General features: G+C 53.7%; 19 protein-coding genes. 12 read left to right on the forward strand and 7 right to left on the reverse strand.

Going from position 1 to position 18,116, the window contains the following annotated elements; genetic code table 11:
• Positions 1-82 precede the first annotated feature (82 nt).
• The 12 genes from tsf to lpxB all read left to right on the forward strand — a co-directional run bounded on the left by tsf (position 83) and on the right by lpxB (position 12,634).
• Positions 83-1,009, forward strand: coding sequence for a translation elongation factor Ts (gene tsf / locus E6C51_RS03475; RefSeq protein WP_146930180.1), 927 nt, complete (start codon positions 83-85; stop codon positions 1,007-1,009).
• A 206-nt stretch (positions 1,010-1,215) separates the two neighbouring features.
• Entirely contained in the window at positions 1,216-1,938 is a 723-nt protein-coding gene (gene pyrH / locus E6C51_RS03480) for a UMP kinase (protein ID WP_146930177.1), read from the forward strand.
• A 114-nt stretch (positions 1,939-2,052) separates the two neighbouring features.
• Positions 2,053-2,613 (forward strand): ribosome recycling factor, encoded by a 561-nt coding sequence (gene frr / locus E6C51_RS03485; protein WP_146930174.1) that lies wholly within the window; start codon positions 2,053-2,055, stop codon positions 2,611-2,613.
• A 147-nt stretch (positions 2,614-2,760) separates the two neighbouring features.
• Entirely contained in the window at positions 2,761-3,504 is a 744-nt protein-coding gene (locus E6C51_RS03490; RefSeq protein WP_190235024.1) for an isoprenyl transferase, read from the forward strand.
• A gap of 6 nt (positions 3,505-3,510) precedes the next feature.
• Complete coding sequence (locus E6C51_RS03495) at positions 3,511-4,353, forward strand: phosphatidate cytidylyltransferase (RefSeq protein WP_146930168.1); 843 nt, start codon at positions 3,511-3,513, stop codon at positions 4,351-4,353.
• Positions 4,354-4,501: 148 nt separating this feature from the next.
• The gene (rseP, locus tag E6C51_RS03500) at positions 4,502-5,623 is read left to right on the forward strand and encodes an RIP metalloprotease RseP (protein ID WP_146930165.1); all 1,122 of its coding nucleotides are present in this window, start codon (positions 4,502-4,504) and stop codon (positions 5,621-5,623) included.
• A gap of 195 nt (positions 5,624-5,818) precedes the next feature.
• A complete protein-coding gene (gene bamA, locus E6C51_RS03505; protein WP_146930162.1) occupies positions 5,819-8,179 on the forward strand; it encodes an outer membrane protein assembly factor BamA in 2,361 nt (786 codons plus the stop codon).
• 48 nt (positions 8,180-8,227) lie between these two features.
• Positions 8,228-9,295, forward strand: coding sequence for a UDP-3-O-(3-hydroxymyristoyl)glucosamine N-acyltransferase (gene lpxD / locus E6C51_RS03510; RefSeq protein ID WP_190235025.1), 1,068 nt, complete (start codon positions 8,228-8,230; stop codon positions 9,293-9,295).
• Entirely contained in the window at positions 9,292-9,756 is a 465-nt protein-coding gene (gene fabZ / locus E6C51_RS03515; protein ID WP_146930155.1) for a 3-hydroxyacyl-ACP dehydratase FabZ, read from the forward strand. Before lpxD ends, fabZ begins: the two co-directional genes overlap by 4 nt.
• Positions 9,753-10,568, forward strand: coding sequence for an acyl-ACP--UDP-N-acetylglucosamine O-acyltransferase (lpxA, locus tag E6C51_RS03520; RefSeq protein WP_190235026.1), 816 nt, complete (start codon positions 9,753-9,755; stop codon positions 10,566-10,568). Before fabZ ends, lpxA begins: the two co-directional genes overlap by 4 nt.
• Before the next feature lie 3 nt (positions 10,569-10,571).
• Positions 10,572-11,423: an LpxI family protein gene (locus E6C51_RS03525; RefSeq protein WP_190235027.1), complete on the forward strand. Its 852-nt coding sequence runs from the start codon at positions 10,572-10,574 to the stop codon at positions 11,421-11,423.
• Positions 11,424-11,425: 2 nt separating this feature from the next.
• On the forward strand, positions 11,426-12,634 hold the full coding sequence (gene lpxB, locus E6C51_RS03530) for a lipid-A-disaccharide synthase (protein ID WP_190235028.1): 1,209 nt from the start codon (positions 11,426-11,428) through the stop codon (positions 12,632-12,634).
• Here the strand turns inward: lpxB and fghA are convergent.
• The 7 genes from fghA to E6C51_RS03565 all read right to left on the reverse strand — a co-directional run bounded on the left by fghA (position 12,594) and on the right by E6C51_RS03565 (position 18,040).
• Positions 12,594-13,424, reverse strand: coding sequence for an S-formylglutathione hydrolase (gene fghA, locus E6C51_RS03535; protein WP_146930143.1), 831 nt, complete (start codon positions 13,422-13,424; stop codon positions 12,594-12,596). The two genes, lpxB and fghA, sit on opposite strands and share 41 nt — an antisense overlap.
• Positions 13,425-13,479: 55 nt before the next feature.
• The gene (locus tag E6C51_RS03540; protein WP_190235029.1) at positions 13,480-14,154 is read right to left on the reverse strand and encodes a DUF1345 domain-containing protein; all 675 of its coding nucleotides are present in this window, start codon (positions 14,152-14,154) and stop codon (positions 13,480-13,482) included.
• Positions 14,151-14,600: a YaiI/YqxD family protein gene (locus E6C51_RS03545; RefSeq protein WP_146931221.1), complete on the reverse strand. Its 450-nt coding sequence runs from the start codon at positions 14,598-14,600 to the stop codon at positions 14,151-14,153. The genes E6C51_RS03540 and E6C51_RS03545 overlap by 4 nt, the downstream gene beginning before the upstream one ends.
• 5 nt (positions 14,601-14,605) lie before the next feature.
• Complete coding sequence (locus E6C51_RS03550; RefSeq protein WP_190235030.1) at positions 14,606-15,079, reverse strand: GNAT family N-acetyltransferase; 474 nt, start codon at positions 15,077-15,079, stop codon at positions 14,606-14,608.
• Positions 15,079-16,206: an S-(hydroxymethyl)glutathione dehydrogenase/class III alcohol dehydrogenase gene (locus E6C51_RS03555; protein WP_146930135.1), complete on the reverse strand. Its 1,128-nt coding sequence runs from the start codon at positions 16,204-16,206 to the stop codon at positions 15,079-15,081. Before E6C51_RS03555 ends, E6C51_RS03550 begins: the two co-directional genes overlap by 1 nt.
• Positions 16,207-16,412: 206 nt before the next feature.
• Positions 16,413-16,859 (reverse strand): hypothetical protein, encoded by a 447-nt coding sequence (locus E6C51_RS03560; RefSeq protein WP_190235031.1) that lies wholly within the window; start codon positions 16,857-16,859, stop codon positions 16,413-16,415.
• A gap of 236 nt (positions 16,860-17,095) precedes the next feature.
• Positions 17,096-18,040: a DMT family transporter gene (locus E6C51_RS03565; protein ID WP_230987034.1), complete on the reverse strand. Its 945-nt coding sequence runs from the start codon at positions 18,038-18,040 to the stop codon at positions 17,096-17,098.
• Positions 18,041-18,116: the final 76 nt, after the last annotated feature.

An 18,116-nucleotide genomic window follows, 5' to 3' on the forward strand; every position in this document is an offset into this window, starting at 1 on the left:
GGGTACAAGTCGTGCCCAGTCCGGGTGCTGGTGACAGATTCTGTTGGCTGGCCCGCCCATGAACAGACACAAGAGGCAAACAATGACCGAGATCACTGCTGCAATGGTGAAGCAACTGCGCGAAATGACGGGCGCAGGCATGATGGATTGCAAAAAGGCTTTGGCTGAAAACAATGGCGACATGGAAGCCTCCATTGACTGGCTCCGCGCCAAGGGCATTTCCAAGGCCGACAAGAAGTCTGGCCGTACCGCAGCCGAAGGTCTGATCGGTATTGCTGGCGCTGGCCACAAGGCTGTTGTGGTTGAAGTGAACTCCGAAACCGACTTCGTTGCCCGCAATGATTCCTTCCAGGAACTCGTTCGCGGCGTTGCCAATGTTGCGTTGACCACAGACGGTTCTGTAGACGCAATTGCTGCTGCAACCTACCCAGCAACTGGCAAGTCTGTCACCGACACCATCAAGGACGCAATTGCCACCATCGGCGAGAACATGGCTCTGCGCCGCGCCGCCCTGCTCGAAGTTGAGCACGGCGTTGTTGCCACCTACATCCACAACGCGGCTGGCGACGGCATCGGCAAGCTCGGCGTTCTCGTGGCTCTGAAGTCTGTTGGCGACAAGGCTGTTCTGACCTCCATCGGTCGTCAGGTTGCCATGCACGTTGCTGCAACCAACCCGCTGGCAATCCGCGCCGAAGAAGTCGATCAGGCTGTTGCTGATCGCGAACGCGCAATCTTCATTGAACAGGCTCGTGAATCCGGCAAGCCAGATGCAATCATCGAAAAGATGGTTGATGGCCGTATGCGCAAGTTCTTTGAAGAAGTTGCTCTTCTGTCGCAGGCTTTCGTGGTCAACCCAGACCTGACAGTTGGTGCCGCCATCAAGGAAGCTGAAAAAGAAGCTGGCGCTGCGATCGAAGTTGTCGGCATGGCTCGTCTTCTGCTCGGCGAAGGCATCGAGAAGGAAGAAAGCGATTTCGCAGCAGAAGTTGCTGCTGTCGCCAAGGGCTGATCGGTCTTTACCGTAAGACGCTCCTATCATGGGAAAACTCAGGGCATCGCGTGACAACGCGGTGCCCTTCGTGTATCCGGCATTTAGAGTTTGTCAGGGAAAAGCGGTCACTGGTTTTCCCGACAGACAAACGGCCACACAAGAATCGCGAGGCTGTCAGGTTCAATGTGCACCTGACAGCCTCAAGTTCACTTTCAGGAGAGACCATGACCTCCAAACCCCTTTACACACGGGTTCTTCTCAAAGCCTCTGGAGAAGCTCTGATGGGCTCCCAGGGATTCGGCATTGATGTTGCTGTTGCAGATCGAATCGCCTCCGACATCGCAGAGGCGCGCGCCATGGGCGTTGAAGTGGGCGTCGTGGTTGGCGGCGGCAATATCTTCCGCGGTGTCGCTGTGGCCTCCAAGGGCGGTGACCGCGTCACCGGCGACCATATGGGCATGTTGGGCACCGTGATCAACGCTTTGGCGCTGGCCACATCTTTGCGCAAGCAAGACGTTGAAACGGTTGTCTTGTCGGCCATTGCCATGCCGGAGATCTGCGAGAGCTTTTCGCAGCGCGCCGCCATTCATCATTTGTCGCAAGGCCGCGTGGTAATTTTTGCGGGCGGCACCGGCAATCCGTTCTTCACCACCGATTCGGCAGCCACCCTGCGTGGTGCCGAGATTGGCGCTCAGGCAATCTTCAAAGGCACGCAGGTTGACGGGATCTATTCCGCCGACCCCAAAAAAGATCCAAACGCCACACGTTTCGACACTTTGACCCATAGCGAAGTGCTTGAAAAAGGCCTGGCAGTGATGGACGTGACGGCGGTTGCGCTCGCCCGTGAGAATAATATTCCAATTATCGTGTTCTCAATTCACGAAAAGGGCGAGTTTGGTAAAATTCTGGCCGGCGGTGGATTGAAGACGGTTGTCAGCGACGATTGACACAGGCCCGATTTAACGTTTTCAAGACGCGATGAAAGTTTGCGAGGAACGGCGGTTCGCTGCATTCCCGACAAGACGAACAAAAAGCTCTCAAGAGTTTACGGAGACTTCGACATGACAGTTGGTATTGACCTCAATGATGTGAAGCGTCGTATGGATGGCGCAATCAATGCATTCAAGAACGACCTTGCGTCATTGCGCACCGGCCGTGCTTCGGCAAACATTCTCGATCCCGTCATGGTCGAGGCTTATGGTTCGCGTGTGGCGCTCAACACTGTTGCGAATATCACTGTGCCGGAGCCACGCATGTTGGGCGTTTCGATCTGGGATAAAAGCATGGTCAGCGCTGTTGATCGCGCCATTCGCGAATCCAATCTCGGATTGAACCCGATTGTTGATGGTCAGAATCTTCGTATTCCTTTGCCGGAACTCAACGAAGAGCGCCGCAAGTCTTTGGTCAAGGTTGGTCATGGCTATGCCGAAAGTGCAAAGGTGGCCGCGCGTCACGTTCGCCGTGATGCGATGGATGACCTGAAAAAGGCAGAAAAAGACGGCGATATCGGCAAGGACGATGCCCGCTCTCTGTCTGAAAAGGTGCAAAAGATGACTGATGATACGATTTCCGAGATCGACCGCTTGCTTGTCGAAAAGGAAAAGGAAATCATGCACGTCTAAAGCGGGGCGCGTTTTATTGGATAAAGTGCAGCCGTGCTTTATCCTTCTTTTTGGGCATGAACATTATTGTTCAACTCAGACCAGTCGAACACGACATGCAAAAGCAGCCATTGGTGCCCGATTTGAGACGTCAATGCAGGACCTGATATGACGAGTTTTATGTCTCCCGCCTTACCCGAACACGTTGCTATCATCATGGATGGCAACGGACGTTGGGCGAATGCGCGCAATATGCCGCGTGCCTATGGCCACAGGCAGGGTATGGAAGCGCTTCATACCGTTGTGCGCACGGCGGGAGATGTTGGCATTAAATATCTGACGCTCTTTGCCTTCTCTTCGGAAAACTGGCGCCGACCCGAAACGGAAATCATCGATCTCTTCGGGTTGCTGAAAACATTCGTTCGTCGTGATCTTGCCGAATTGCATGCGCGCGATGTCCGGGTGAGGGTGATTGGTGACAGAGCCAATCTCAAAAGCGACATCCTCAACCTTTTGATCGAGGCCGAGCAAAAAACCCGCGACAATGCGGGAATGACGCTGGTGATTGCCTTCAATTACGGCGCGCGTGACGAGATCACCCGCGCTGTGACCGCTCTTGTGCGCGATATAGGCTCAGGGGACGTGGCCGCCGATGGCGTGACAGAAGAAGCGATTTCCGCACGTCTGGACACGGCAGGCATTCCTGACCCCGATCTGATCATTCGCACAAGTGGCGAAGAGCGCTTGTCCAATTTTCTCTTGTGGCAGTCTGCCTATTCGGAACTGATGTTCGTGCCAGAGTATTGGCCGGATTTTGGCAAGGATAATTTCCTGGCAGCTCTCGCGCAATATTCCTCCCGCAACAGGCGGTTTGGTGGCCTTAATCCACCTGTTTCCGTCGTAGGCTCGTGAGTTTCAATGACGCGTGAACTTCGGCTTCGTACTCTATCCGCTATTGTCATGCTGATTGTCGTTCTGTCAGCCACATGGCTTGGCGGTTTTTATTTTTCTTGCCTTGCTGCCGTCATTGGTCTGACAGTATTTTGGGAGTGGTCGCACATGACCGGCCTCGCAGCAAACAGCATTCGCGGGGTTGCAGCCGGCTGGTTCTCGGTGGCGGTGATCGCGCTAAACGTTGTTTTCGGTGATATGACCCTTAGTCTCCCATTGCTGGGCGGATTTACCGTGACGCTGATATTGGCAACCTTTATATGGCGATGGTCCTGGTGGCTTTCGGCTGGTGTCCTTTATTCCGGTGCCTGTATCGTCGCTCTTGCCTCCATTCGCGACGATGATGCCCTAGGCTTTGTTGCCATGCTGTTTGTGTTCGTGATCGTCTGGAGCACCGATATACTCGCCTATTTCGTTGGACGGACATTGGGCGGACCAAAGCTTGCGCCGCGCATCTCTCCCGGCAAAACCTGGTCAGGGGCAATTGGCGGCACGATTGCTGGCGTGATCGGCGGCTATATCGTCGCTTTCAGCTACTTCTCAGTCTCTGGTCTGTGGATCCCGATTCTCGCTTTGGCTCTGTCTGTACTCAGCCAAATGGGCGATCTTTTCGAATCCTTCATCAAGCGCCGGTTTGGTGCCAAGGATTCGAGCCATCTCATTCCCGGCCATGGCGGTGTCATGGATCGCGTCGATGGCTTGGCGACGGCCAGTTTTGGTGCATTTATAATCGCCATGTCGCTAGCGGCCAGCAGCAACGGTTCAACTGATTCGATTGGCGGTTTGCTTTTTGGTTTTGTCGGGAAGTGAACCGAAGCCGAAGCCCTTGCTTTTTTATCCGCGGTATCAGTTGCATAGCGCCTTTGCGCTTTGATCTGGCGCGAAGCCTCCAGCTGTGCTTTAACACTGCCACGATAAGATTTTTTGGTGCGGGGGCTGTGGAAGAGTGAGCGGGCTTATGGCTATTTTCGGTTTCCTGACTGGGTACATTATCCCTTTCGTCCTGGTTCTTTCGCTCATCGTGTTTGTGCACGAGATGGGGCATTACCTGGTCGGCCGCTGGTCTGGCATTCGCGTTCTTGCGTTCTCGCTCGGTTTTGGCCCCGAAATTGTCGGCTTCAATGACCGCCATGGCACACGCTGGAAATTGAGCTTGATCCCCCTCGGCGGCTATGTTCGTTTCTTCGGCGATGCTGATGCGTCCAGCAAGGGCAATGCGGCCGAGCTGAACGCCATGTCGAGCGAAGAGCGCGCCAGAACATTGAACGGTGCGAAGCTTTGGAAGCGTGCGGCAACTGTTGCCGCCGGACCAATTGCTAATTTCCTGCTGGCAATTTTAATTTTTTCGGTCACCTTCAGCCTCTATGGCAAAGCGGTTTCAGATCCGGTTGTCGCGGAGGTGAAGCCTGCAAGTGCAGCTGCCGAGGCAGGCGTGGAGCCAGGCGATGTGCTTTTTGCACTCGATGGAAGCCGCGTGAAAACCTTTGACGACGTTGTGCGCTATGTCAGTGTTCGGCCAGAAGTGCCGATTGTTGTGACCGTCAAACGTGGAGATCAGCATATCGATATGACGCTGACACCACGCCGCACCGAAACGACCGATCGCTTTGGCAATAAAATGGAAGTTGGCCAGATTGGCATTATGACCACGGCGAAAAGCGGTAATTTTCGTGTGGAAAAACTTGGTGTGGCCGAATCAATAAAAGAGGGTGTTCAGCAGACATGGAACATCGTGTCCGGCACATACGATTACATTCATAACATGTTGGCAGGGCACATGAATGCCGATCAGCTGGGTGGTCCTATCCGTGTTGCGCAGGCTTCTGGCCAGGTTGCGACCCTGGGTGTGGCAGCATTGCTGCAGTTGGCCGCTGTTCTGTCGGTTTCCATAGGTTTACTTAACCTCATGCCCATTCCGGTGCTTGATGGCGGACACTTATTCCTTTATGCGATTGAAGCAGTTCGGGGTAAGCCGGTAAGTGCCTATGCGCAAGAGATCGCGTTCAGAGTTGGAATGGTCATGATTCTTTCGCTCATGGTGTTTGCGACCTGGAATGATATTAGTCGATTGATTGGCTAGGTTACGGCTTGCATTGATCGAAAGGATTTGTTTACGATGTTTCAAATTGGGTGCAATGAAACTGCCGCAAATTGAAACGAAGTAAATGGAAATTAACCTGCTATCTTGCTTGTAGAGCAAAAGCGGTTAAAACCACCAAAGTACCGGAGTCGGTTTTTTGACCGAGGGACAACGGAAAAAAGGTTAGAAGTTCACATGAAGGCTGGTTCAAAATTTTTGAACGCGGTGTCGGCGGTAGCGCTGTCTGCTGGTGTAGTTTCCCTGAGTGCGGGGATCGGTATTATCGCGTCTACTTCTGTGGCAAATGCTGCAGTCATCCAGCGTATCGATGTTCGCGGGGCAACTCGCGTTGGTTCGGATGCTGTGCGCTCGAACTTGACGATCCAGCCGGGAAAAGCATTCACGAATTCCGATATCGATGATTCTGTGAAGCGCCTTTATGGAACCGGATATTTTTCGGACGTGAAGATCTCTGTTTCCGGAAGCTCCCTCGTTGTTAACGTCAGCGAAAATCAGTTGATCAATCAGGTTGTCTTCAACGGCAACCGGAAGATCAAGGATGACAAGCTGAAGACCGTTGTTCAGACTCAGCCGCTCGGACCCTATAGCAAGGAATTGGTGGATGCGGATATCAGCCGTATCAAGGCCGCCTATGCTGCAATTGGTCGTAGCGATGTTCAGGTGACAACCCAGACAGCCGTTGTCGGTGCGGGCCGCATCAATCTTGCTTTCGTCATCAATGAAGGTGACAGAACCAAGATCGCCGCGATTAATTTTTCCGGCAATCATGCTTATGGCGACAGCCGCCTTGCTGCGGTGTTGAGTACCAAGCGATCGAACCCGTTGTCTTTCTTGACCCGCAAGGATGTTTACAACGAAGACAAGCTGAAGGCTGACGAAGAGCAGTTGCGTCAGTTCTACTACAATCATGGTTATGCGGACTTCAGAATTGTATCGTCTGACGCGTCGCTCAACGAGCAGACCAACGAATATACGATCAATATCGCGGTCGACGAAGGTCAGCGTTACAAGTTTGGCGATATCAGCGTTGACAGCTCTGTTGCCGGTGTTGATGCTGCCGAGTTGAAGGGTCTTGTTACGACTTCGACAGGAAGCATTTACAGCGCTCGCGAAATTCAGAAGTCGATGGAAGCCATTTCCAAGCGCGTTTCTGCAATGGGCTATCCTTTTGCTCGTATCGTGCCTCGTGGCAATCGCGATATGCAGACGGGCACAATTGGTGTTACCTACATGGTGGACCAGGGTGAGCGCGCTTACGTCGAGCGTATTGAAATCAGAGGTAATACGCGTACGCGCGATTACGTTATTCGCCGCGAATTCGATATCAGCGAAGGTGATGCTTTCAATCAGGAAGTTATTTCCCGTGCGAAGCGTCGGCTTGAAGCGCTGGGCTATTTCAGCTCTGTCAATATTACGACAGCGCAAGGTAGTGCTCCTGACCGTGTGATCATTGTCGTGAATGTTGAGGATCAGTCCACTGGTTCGTTCGGCATTGGTGCAGGTTATGCTGTTGGTGGCGGCGGCCTCGTGCTTGAGGCATCCGTGGAAGAAAAGAACTTCCTTGGTCGCGGCCAGTATATTCGTGTTGCTGCGGGCGCTGGCACAGATAACAGCCAGACCTACAACCTTTCGTTCACCGAGCCTTATTTCCTCGGTTATCGGCTTGCTGTCGGTTTTGATATTTTCAAGAGCACAACCAGCAGCAACGATTACTATAAGTATGATGAGCAAGGGGGCACGATCCGTGTAACCGCGCCGATTACCGAAGATTTGGCGACGACATTCCGTTATACTTATAAGCAAATCAAGTATCGTAATAATGGTGCTTATGGTGCCAACGGTGTGCGTGGTGGTGGTGACGACGTGATGTCTGAACCCTATCTCGATTTGATTGCTGGCAGCCCTTGGGTTCAGTCGTCGGTTTCGCAGAGCTTTGTTTATAACACGCTCGATGATCGCACGTTGCCGCATGAAGGTATCTACGCCAGCTTCACGCATGAATTTGCCGGTCTTGGCGGTGATTCCGAGTTCTACAAAATCTACGGTAAGGCGAAATACTATAAGACGCTTTCCGACGAGCTTGATGTTATCGGATCGCTTTCTGTTGGTGGCGGTCACGTTATGGCAACGGGTAGCAACCTGAATGTGTTCGACCAGTTCCAGATCGGTGGCAAGGAAATCCGTGGTTTCAAGAACAACGGCATCGGTCCTCGTATGCCAACCAACGAAGATCCGCTTGGCGGCACAACCTATTTCACAGCCTCTGCTGAAGCCAGCATGCCAGTGCCGGGTGTTCCGCAGGACGCTGGTTTGAGACTTGCGGTGTTCAGTGATGCCGGAACGCTCTATGGTAATGATGTCAAAAACAGCGGTGGTGTGCAGGGTTCTGATATGGAATGGCGCGCGTCTGTTGGTGCCGGTATCATCTGGGCGTCGCCATTTGGTCCATTGCGGTTCGATTTTGCACAGCCTGTTGTCAAGCAGAGCTACGACAAAGTGCAACAGTTCCGATTCTCCATTGCGAACCAGTTCTGATTTCTATAGTCGGAACCTCAGACGAATTCAGAGGTCTGGGATTGTATAATGGAGCATGAACATTTTTACCCGCCCCATGCGGGAGTTGGCTTGAAAGAGTTGGCTGAGAAGCTTGGGGCGGAATTGGTGACAAGTGACGGCGCAGAGGATCGGGTTATTCGATCCGTTGCGCCGGTCTACCGGGCCAAGAAAAGCGAGCTTTGCTACATTCTTTCGAGAAGAAATCGCGATGAGCTTGAGACTTGCGATGCGGGGGCTGTTTTATGTGATCCCGCGCTTCGTTCACTGGTGCCATCCCATATTCCTGTTCTCCTGATCAAGAATGCACACGCTGCGTTTGCAACTGCCGGGCAGATTTTGCACCCGGAGGCGCAGCTTCCTTTGCACATTTCCCGTTCACAAACAGCGGCTATTTCTCCTGCGGCCTTCGTTGATCCATCAGCACGGCTTGAAGACGGCGTGACCATTGAGCCGATGGCGGTGGTTGGTGCAGATGTCGAGATCGGCGAGGGATGTCATATCGGCGCGGGGGCCATTATCGGTCGTGGTGTCAAGATCGGGCGCAACTGTTCAATTGCTGCCGGAGCCAGTGTGCTTGCTGCCTATCTTGGCAACGGGGTGATTATTCATAATGGCGCGCGCATTGGTCAGGATGGCTTCGGTTACGCACCGGGAGCCCGTGGCATGGTCAAGATCGTGCAAATCGGTCGCGTGATCATTCAAGACAATGTTGAAATTGGCGCAAATACCACCATTGATCGCGGCACGATGGATGACACCGTGATCGGTGAGGGCACCAAGATCGACAATCAGGTTCAGATTGGTCACAACGTTCGCATCGGTCGCCATTGCGGTATTGTTGCGCAGGTTGGCATTGCGGGAAGTACCGTGATTGGTGACGGCGTGCTGATTGGTGGCGGTGCGGGTCTGAATGGCCATATCAAGATCGGCGATGGCGTTCAAATCGCCGCGATGAGTGGCGTGGTCAGTGATGTTCCTGCTGGCGAGAAGTTCGGCGGAGTACCAGCGCGTCCACTTGGGGAATTTCTGCGAGATTGTGCTGAGATCATGGCTCGATCTGAAAACAGAGCTAAAGCGAGAAAGGGGCAGAAATGACTATTGAGCAGAACGAATTGGGGCAGGCGGATATTCTGGAGATCATGAAACTCCTTCCGCATCGCTATCCTTTTCTGATGGTTGATCGCATTATTGATATTGATGGTGACAGTTCTGCGATCGGCATCAAGAATGTGACGGCAAATGAGCCGCATTTTACCGGCCATTTCCCAACTCAACCCATTATGCCCGGTGTTTTGCTGGTTGAAGGCATGGCGCAGACGGCTGGCGCAATTTGCGCGCGTAAATCGGGAAATGGTGGGGATCTTGTCTACTTTATGACGATTGATAACGCCCGTTTCCGCAAGCCTGTGGTACCTGGAGATCGTGTGGAATATCACGTTGCCAAGCAGAAGCAGCGTGGAAATATCTGGAAATTCCATTGCGATGCCAAAGTTGATGGCGCTCTCGTGGCGGAAGCCGATATCGGAGCGATGATCGTACGTAAGGAAGAACAATGACATCCATTTCGGCCAGCGCGCGCATTCATCCCTCAAGTGTCATAGAAGATGGCGCAGTGATTGGGGACAATGTCACCATCGGACCATTTTGCTATGTTGGTCCCAAGGTGGTGCTGGGCGAAGGCACTGTATTGCTGGCGCATGCGGTTGTCACCGGGCGCACGACAATTGGCGCTCACGGCAAGATATTCTCCAATGCGGTGATTGGCGGCGATCCGCAAAGCGTGCATCACACGGGCGAGGAAACGACCTTGGACGTGGGCGATCATTGCACGATGCGCGAAGGTGTGACGATCAATTGCGGCACTGTCGATGGCGGTGGCCGCACCGTTGTGGGCAATCACAACCTTTTTCTGGCCAATTCGCATGTCGCTCATGATTGCCAGCTTGGCAGCCATATCATTCTCTCGAACAACGTGATGTTGGCAGGGCATGTCAAGATTGGGGATCGGGCGATTTTGGGTGGCGGATGTGCCGTGCATCAGTTTACGCGCATTGGGCGGCAAGCGTTCATTGGCGGCCTTTCTGCCTGTAGCTATGATCTCATCCCTTACGGCATGTTGAACGGCAATCCGGGCCTGCTTGGCGGTCTGAATGTCGTTGGCATGACGCGGGCTGGCATTGATCGTGCCACCATCCATCGTGTGCGCAAGGCCTACAAGGCGTTGTTCGATGAGGAAGGTGCGATCCGTGAAAAAGCATCGGCCATTCGGGATGAGTTTGCTGACTGCAAAGAAGCGATGGAAGTGCTTGATTTCATTGCGGCAGACAGTGATCGAGCCTTGTCTTCGCCATTTCGTGGCAAGAGCTGAGCCATGACCGGCGAGGCCGGACGGCTTGGAATTATCGCCGGCAGCGGCATGCTGCCGGTTTACGTGGCCGATGCGGCGCGCGCAGCGGGTGAAAATCCCTTCATATTTTCTCTCAAAAACGAAGCAGATCAGCGCTGGAGTGGTTTTGATCACGCGGTGATCAGCGTTGGCGACTTGCGCCAATTGGCCGGTCTGGTCAAAAAACATGGCATCAAACGTGTCGTGATGTCTGGTGCCGTCAAAAGACGGCCGAATTTCAATGAGATACATGTTAATCTTCGCTTTTTGGTAAAGCTTCCCTTTGCGGTCAAAACGCTGCTTTCTGGTGGTGATGACGCTGTGCTCAAAATGGTCATTCAGTTGATCGAGGCGCAAGGTTGCCGTGTTGTCGGAGCCCATGAGATTGCACCGCAACTGCTGGCTCAGACTGGACCATTAGGGCAACATGCGCCCAATGAGGATGACAGACGCGATATAGCAGCGGCGATGGCGGCTGCCGAGGCGCTGGGGCGTCTTGATGTCGGGCAGGGCGCTGTCAGCGTCGGCGGGCGCATTGTCGCGCTGGAGGGCGTTGAAGGCACAGACAAAATGCTGGAAAGAGTGGCGGAGCTTCGGGCGGAAGGACGCATTTCGGACAAGCGCCGAGGCGTTCTGGTAAAACTTTGCAAGCCGCAGCAGGATATTCGCGCAGACCTGCCCACTATTGGCCAATCCACCATCGATCGGGTGGCGGCAGCGGGCCTTTCTGGCGTTGCCGTGCAGGCGGGGCGAGCACTGCTGTTGCAACGGGAAGAGACATTGAAGCGCGCCGATGCTGCGGGTATCTTCGTTTTTGGCCTGGATCTGGAGATGTGACTATGGGTGCAAAACGGCTCAAGATCGCGATTATTGCCGGTGAAGTGTCTGGTGATCTGCTGGGGGCGGACTTGATTGCCGCGTTGAAAGGTCAATACAGCGGTGAGATCGAACTGATCGGCGTGGGTGGCCCGGCGCTGGAGGCGCAGGGTCTTACATCGCTTTTCGATTTTTCCGAGCTGTCGGTGATGGGCATCACTCAGGTCTTGGCCCGACTGCCACGGTTCATTTCATTGATCGGTAAAACTGCCAAGGCTTTGATCGCGGCCAAGCCTGATCTTTTGCTGATTGTCGATAGTCCTGATTTCACCCACCGAGTGGCCAAAAAAATCCGCGCCGCATTGCCTGCGCTGCCAGTGGTGAATTATGTGTGCCCCAGCGTGTGGGCCTGGAAGGAATATCGCGCTCAAGCCATGTTGGGTTACGTCGATGCGGTCTTGGCCGTTTTGCCGTTTGAGCCCGCTGTGATGCAGCGTTTGGGAGGGCCGAAAACCTATTTCATTGGTCACCGTCTTGCGTCCAACCCAGCGGTTCTTGCTTGTCGCGCAGCACGGGCGCAGCGAGCTGCTTCCACTCTTGATGCGCCAAAAACAATTATGTTGCTGCCTGGCTCGCGCGGTGCAGAAATTTCGGGGCTAACGCCCGTCTTTGGCGATGCAGCCCGCATTTACGTGGAGCGAAACGGCCCCACACGGTTTTTGCTGCCAACATTGGCGCGGCGCGAACAGATGGTGCGCGATGCCGTGAAGGATTGGGCCATTCAGCCCGAAATTTTGGTTGGTGAAGATGAGAAGTGGCAGGCGTTTGCCCTGGCCGATGCGGCCATTGCCGCGTCTGGTACGGTGTTGCTGGAGCTTGCGCTGGCGGGCGTGCCGGTGGTTTCGACCTATAAGACCGATTGGTTGATCAAGCTGCTGCACAAACGCATTAAGATCTGGACCGGGGCGCTGCCCAGCGTGATTGCTGATTACGTCGTTTTGCCGGAATATTTGAATGAGCAGTTGCGCGGTGCGTCACTGGCGCGCTGGATGGAGCGTCTTTCCGGCGACACACCCGAACATCATGCCATGATGCAGGCTTTTGATCTGGTGTGGCATAAGATGCAAACAGAAACCCCCGCCGGTGAGGCAGGGGCGAAGGTTGTGCTGGATCTTTTGCGAGAGCGAAAGATTATAGCCGATCCGCATGCCAGCGCAGATGATCATCCATAAACGTTGAGATGAAATAGTAGGAGTGGTCGTAGCGCTCATGCTGGCGCAAGGTCAGGCCAATGTCTGTCCCCTTGACGGCTTCTTCCAACAGCCATGGCTGCAAGCCCGTTTCCAGAAAGCTGTCGGCCTTGCCCTGATCAACCAGAAACTCAGGGAAGCGTGCGCCGTCTTCAATCAGGGCGCAGGCATCATAGAGCCGCCACTTGGCGCGGTCTGGGCCGATGTATTTCTCAAAAGCATCCTGTGTCCAATCTGCCTTCAACGGGCTGACAATAGGCGCAAATGCGGAGCAACTTTTGAAGCGATCCGGATTTTTCAGGGCAATTGTCAATGCGCCGTGGCCGCCCATGGAATGGCCGAATATGCCCTGCCGTGTCATATCGGCGCGAAACTGGGATGCGATCAGCGCAGGCAGTTCTTCGGTGATGTAGCTATACATCTGGAAGTTTTCCGCCCAGGGCATTTCTGTGGCATTGAGATACATGCCTGCACCTTTGCCCATCTTCCAGTTGGTTAGTTCATCCGGCACGTCATTGCCGCGCGGGCTGGTATCGGGGCAAACGATGATCAGCCCCAGTTCAGCCGCCAGACGGCGGTATTCGCCTTTTTCCATGACATTGGCGTGGGTGCAGGTGAGACCTGACAGATACCACAGCACCGGACGCGGCTGGGAAATGGCCTGTGGTGGCACAAAGACCGCGAAGGTCATTTCGGTTTTGCAGACATCTGAATCATGACTGAACACGCCCTGCATGCCGCCAAACGCGGTGTTTTGGGAAAGGATTTTCATGCTGCTCTCCTGAGAATGCTTATGCTGTGGATTGAAAGTTATACAGCGCAATGCCCTATGCGGCCATGGATACAACAGCGTTGACGGCTGCGGCGACCAACACCGTATTGAAGAAGAATGACACAATGGCATGGGCAAGATTGATGCAGCGCATGTCTGTTGTGGTCACGGCAACGTCAGATGTTTGAGCGGTCATGCCGATAACGAAGGAAAAATAGAGAAAATCGTAGCCGCCGGGTTCTTCCGTTTGCGGGAAGTCCAGTCCACGGCGCGGCCCTTCGCCTTGGTCATTTGTGTGGTATTGCCAGTAGCGATGCGCGTAATGCATGGCAAACATGGTGTGAATGGTAAACCAGCCACTGATTACCGAGAGGAATGCCAGCGACACTTTCAACAGATCCGGCGAGCCGGATTGGTTGAGCGCATTGAACAAAGCGATCACGGCTGCCGCGATTGCCAAAAGGCATACAACGGGAATGAGAACTGCTGGACCATCGTCGCGCTCAGGGCTGGTTTTTAGTCGCTCAGCTGTGGCGGTCGGAACGCGCTTGACCATAAAGCCAATATAGACCAGAAAAAACACAATCGCCGCGGATTCAATGGAGAGAGCGGGCCTGACATACAGCAGGAACGCAAGGGCGAGTAACCCCATAATGCTTGCGGCATAAAAAGGACTGCGGCGATGGGAGCGCAGGCGATGCGCAAACCGGGACTTTCCGGGCACCTTCATGATATGATGGCCTTGCTGCGACGGCAGAGCTTTTCCATGGTTTCGAGGAATTGAGAACGATCTCGCGGGCTAAAGGCGGCATTGTAGCCTTTGCTTTCGCCTGTTTCGCGTAAATGCGCGCCAAGATCGCGCATGGCCGTGGCCATGCCGATGTTGGTGTCATCAAACACCCGGCCCGTCGGCCCGGTGACCAGCGCGCCATTGGCAACACAGCGTCCGGCCAGAGGCACGTCGGCGGTGATGACAATGTCGGCAGGGCCGCAGCGCTCGGCAATCCAGTCATCCGCGGCATCGAAGCCGTTGGACACGATGACATTGGTGACCATCGGGTCGCGGGAAGGGCGCAGGCCAGAATTGGCCACAAATGTCACCGGAAAATTGTGGCGTTCTGCAACTTTCAAGATCTCGGCTTTAACCGGACAGGCATCGGCATCGACATAAATCATAATGCTCAAGCCCTTCCAATCGAGACGGGCCTGACCATATCGATATGCGGTATTCCATCTTCGAGATATTCCGCCGATGTGGGCGCAAAATCGAAGGACTGATAGAAAAGCTGAAGATGGCTCTGGGCCGACAGCGCAATGGTATGGCCGATAAAATGCTGTTCGCATACAGCAATTGCCTCACGCATCAGCGCGTCCCCGAGATGTTTTCCACGGTGGTTGGGCGACACCACAACACGACCGATTTTCACAGGGTCTTGCGCTTGCGATGGCGGCAAAATGCGGGCGCAAGCCAAGAGTTCATCGCCATCCAGAAGAGTAACGTGCAAAGCGTTCACGTCTTTGCCGTCCAATTCTGGATAGGGGCATTTCTGCTCCACCACAAAGACGTCGATACGCATCTTGAGCAGGGCATAAAGCTCAAGCACGGAGAAGTCTTTCATTCTCCGCACCTGCACTTGATAAGGCGTGGACGCCATTAATACAGCACCACGCTTCTGATGCTTTCACCCTTGTGCATCAGCTCAAAGCCCTTGTTGATGTCTTCCAGTGGCATGGTGTGGGTGATCATCGGGTCGATAATGATCTTGCCGTCCATATACCAGTCAACAATCTTTGGTACATCGGTCCGGCCGCGTGCGCCACCAAAGGCGGTGCCCATCCAGTTGCGTCCGGTGACGAGCTGGAATGGACGGGTTGAGATTTCCTGACCAGCGCCAGCAACGCCGATGACCACAGATTTGCCCCAGCCACGGTGAGAGGATTCCAGCGCCTGCCGCATAACAGTGGTGTTGCCGGTGCAATCGAACGTGTAGTCCGCGCCGCCGATTGTGTCGCCGTTGCGTTTGGTCATATTGACCAGATAAGGCACGATATCGCCTTCAACCTCTTTCGGATTGACGAAATGCGTCATACCGAATTTTTCGCCCCAAGCCTTGCGGTCGTTGTTGATATCAACGCCAATAATCATATCTGCACCTGCAAGGCGCAGGCCCTGAAGCACGTTGAGGCCAATACCACCAAGGCCAAAGACAATCGCTGTTGCACCAATCTCGACCTTGGCCGTATTGATTACGGCACCAATGCCAGTGGTCACGCCGCAGCCGATGTAGCAAATCTTGTCAAAAGGCGCATCGGGATTGACTTTCGCCAGCGCAATTTCCGGCAGAACCGTGAAATTGGCAAATGTCGAGCAGCCCATGTAATGATGGATCTTGTCCTTGCCGATGGAAAAGCGTGAGGTGCCATCGGGCATCACGCCTTGGCCCTGGGTGGAGCGGATGGCGGTGCAAAGATTGGTTTTGCGCGACAGGCACGAGTAGCACTCGCGGCATTCCGGGGTGTAGAGCGGGATAACGTGATCGCCCTTTTTCACGGAGGTGACGCCGGGGCCAACATCAACAACAATGCCCGCACCTTCATGGCCCAGAATGGCAGGGAACAGACCTTCGGGATCTGCACCCGACAGCGTGAAATCATCGGTATGACAAATGCCGGTGGCCTTGACCTCAATAAGAACTTCTCCGGCTCTGGGGCCATCCAGTTGCACGGTCATAATCTCAAGTGGTTTGCCAGCTTGTGTGGCAACGGCGGCGCGAACATCCATTTTCGTCTTCCCTTTCACATCTTCCGGGCGAGTTTTGCACCTTCAGGCAAAAAGCCTCAAGATGCGATTTCGCTTTTATTGGTTTTATTTCATTTTTCGCATGCTTTGAAATGCCGCGCAAAGTGACATTATTATCAATGTCCGGCATGAGGCTTTTTCAAACCGCAAGCTGGTTTGCGATTTGCGACATGCTGCATGGCGTCGTGTCAGTGCATCAGGTTGTGCGGCGGCACCTGCGGGAATGGCCTGTCCTGGTTTGACAATTGCCGATTTCGAGTTCTCGGTTGTGACCGCTTGCCGGGGTGAACCAACAAATCCATGACATTCAGGAGCACTTCGCCATCAATAGGCGAATTTGCCAGGCCGTCCGTCATGAATACCTCGGTCATCCAATTCAGTTTTGTTTGATCAATACGGTTTTTGGGCTCCAACGTTTCAACAATGTATGACGCCATGGCATCGACGAAAAAACTGTGCCATTCAGCACATTTCTCGGGACAGCAAGAATTGAGAACCAAAAGTGTCATGGCATCGCCTCGGTTGCGAACGCCATTTGGCAGACTGTATGTTTTGAGAAGGACAACGTCATGTAAGTCCAATCTCGTCTTTCCAGCAATGACACATGCTGGAAATGAGAGCCGAAAATCGCTCATGCTCAGAACCTCGTTTCTTCATGAAACCGCAGATTGCTGTAGTTTGCATCCGTTGCTCTTAAGCTAATAGCTATGGTTTGTGATCTGTTAATATGTATTGAATTGATGCGGATTTATGGAGGTTTGGTGGAAAAATCCAAAGAATTCAGCAGGGTTTTCAAATGTTGTCTCATGCACATACATTTTTGTGTATGTACCTTTTTAGGGAGCTCGTTTTTTTGTGTGCCAGCATGATGTCATGGGCTGGCGATGGCGTTTCCAGACATGTTGCGGTTACGCTTGTGTTCACGCCATAGAATAAACAGGCCGGAGCCGACAATAATGCCGATACCAAGCCACTTGGATGGGGTCGGAAAATCACCGAACAGGCTATAGCCAAGCACCGTTGCGGCGATGATTTCGAAATATTGAAATGGAGCCAGCACCGACAAAGGTGCCATGCGAAAGGCTTTGACCACGAGAAGATGAAGATAGCCTGACAACACGCCAAGCAGAACCAGAAGGGCAAAACCAAGGGTGTTGATGGGCAGAGAAGGGGTGAAATCTGGGCTGTCTGCTGCATGACCGAGCAGCATGGCGGCACCCATGAACACTGTGCCACCCACACCTGACATGATTTGCATGGTCATGGGCGAATCCGCGTTGCCAATGGCGCGGTTGAGAAACATGTAGAGCGCAAACAGGAAGGCGCACAGAACCGGCAGCAAAGCCGTTGTGCCAAAAACTTCCCAGCTTGGTTGTATGACAATCATTGCCCCGCCAAACCCGACGAGAATGGCGAGCCAACGCCTCCAGCCGACTGTTTCACCCAGAAATAAAGCGGAAAGAGCCGTGAGAATAAAGGGTTCGACGAAATAAATGGCAAAGACGTCGGCAAGCGGCATATATTTCACTGCCGCAAAAAAGCACAAACTGGCCGCACCATGCAATGCGCCGCGCAGAAGATTCAGAAATGGGCGTTTAGCCCTAAATGCGTTGCGGCCTTGCAGCAGCATCAGAAAGGGAAGCGTGCAGGCCAACTGAAAGAAGAAGCGGTAAAACGTCACCTGCCCGGGTGACATGCCCTGCATATTGGCCATGTATTTGGCAATTGCGTCCATGCCCGGCAACAGCAGCATGCAGCCTGCCATCAAGGCCATGCCTTGCAAATTGCCGGAATATGTATCGGAGACAGAAGCCATCGGAGTTCCCATTTTTTCCGATGATGAACACGCACATGGGCAAGATGCAAGCGCTGCGCGCTCCTGTCTGCGCTTT

This window comes from Gillisella terrae, from assembly GCF_004801395.1.
Classification (GTDB): Bacteria; Pseudomonadota; Alphaproteobacteria; order Rhizobiales; family Rhizobiaceae; genus Allorhizobium; species Allorhizobium terrae.

What these genes read in the sequence shown, in the direction of transcription:
- rseP (WP_146930165.1), top strand. Translation starts at nt 4,502, where the DNA reads ATGGCTATTTTCGGTTTCCTGACTGGGTACATTATCCCTTTCGTCCTG.
- pyrH (WP_146930177.1), top strand. Translation starts at nt 1,216, where the DNA reads ATGACCTCCAAACCCCTTTACACACGGGTTCTTCTCAAAGCCTCTGGA.
- E6C51_RS03495 (WP_146930168.1), top strand. Translation starts at nt 3,511, where the DNA reads ATGACGCGTGAACTTCGGCTTCGTACTCTATCCGCTATTGTCATGCTG.
- E6C51_RS03525 (WP_190235027.1), top strand. Translation starts at nt 10,572, where the DNA reads ATGACCGGCGAGGCCGGACGGCTTGGAATTATCGCCGGCAGCGGCATG.
- tsf (WP_146930180.1), top strand. Translation starts at nt 83, where the DNA reads ATGACCGAGATCACTGCTGCAATGGTGAAGCAACTGCGCGAAATGACG.
- E6C51_RS03550 (WP_190235030.1), bottom strand. Translation starts at nt 15,079, where the DNA reads ATGGCGTCCACGCCTTATCAAGTGCAGGTGCGGAGAATGAAAGACTTC.
- fabZ (WP_146930155.1), top strand. Translation starts at nt 9,292, where the DNA reads ATGACTATTGAGCAGAACGAATTGGGGCAGGCGGATATTCTGGAGATC.
- fghA (WP_146930143.1), bottom strand. Translation starts at nt 13,424, where the DNA reads ATGAAAATCCTTTCCCAAAACACCGCGTTTGGCGGCATGCAGGGCGTG.
- frr (WP_146930174.1), top strand. Translation starts at nt 2,053, where the DNA reads ATGACAGTTGGTATTGACCTCAATGATGTGAAGCGTCGTATGGATGGC.
- E6C51_RS03490 (WP_190235024.1), top strand. Translation starts at nt 2,761, where the DNA reads ATGACGAGTTTTATGTCTCCCGCCTTACCCGAACACGTTGCTATCATC.
- E6C51_RS03545 (WP_146931221.1), bottom strand. Translation starts at nt 14,600, where the DNA reads ATGATTTATGTCGATGCCGATGCCTGTCCGGTTAAAGCCGAGATCTTG.
- E6C51_RS03565 (WP_230987034.1), bottom strand. Translation starts at nt 18,040, where the DNA reads ATGGCTTCTGTCTCCGATACATATTCCGGCAATTTGCAAGGCATGGCC.
- lpxA (WP_190235026.1), top strand. Translation starts at nt 9,753, where the DNA reads ATGACATCCATTTCGGCCAGCGCGCGCATTCATCCCTCAAGTGTCATA.
- E6C51_RS03540 (WP_190235029.1), bottom strand. Translation starts at nt 14,154, where the DNA reads ATGAAGGTGCCCGGAAAGTCCCGGTTTGCGCATCGCCTGCGCTCCCAT.
- E6C51_RS03555 (WP_146930135.1), bottom strand. Translation starts at nt 16,206, where the DNA reads ATGGATGTTCGCGCCGCCGTTGCCACACAAGCTGGCAAACCACTTGAG.
- lpxD (WP_190235025.1), top strand. Translation starts at nt 8,228, where the DNA reads ATGGAGCATGAACATTTTTACCCGCCCCATGCGGGAGTTGGCTTGAAA.
- lpxB (WP_190235028.1), top strand. Translation starts at nt 11,426, where the DNA reads ATGGGTGCAAAACGGCTCAAGATCGCGATTATTGCCGGTGAAGTGTCT.
- bamA (WP_146930162.1), top strand. Translation starts at nt 5,819, where the DNA reads ATGAAGGCTGGTTCAAAATTTTTGAACGCGGTGTCGGCGGTAGCGCTG.
- E6C51_RS03560 (WP_190235031.1), bottom strand. Translation starts at nt 16,859, where the DNA reads ATGAGCGATTTTCGGCTCTCATTTCCAGCATGTGTCATTGCTGGAAAG.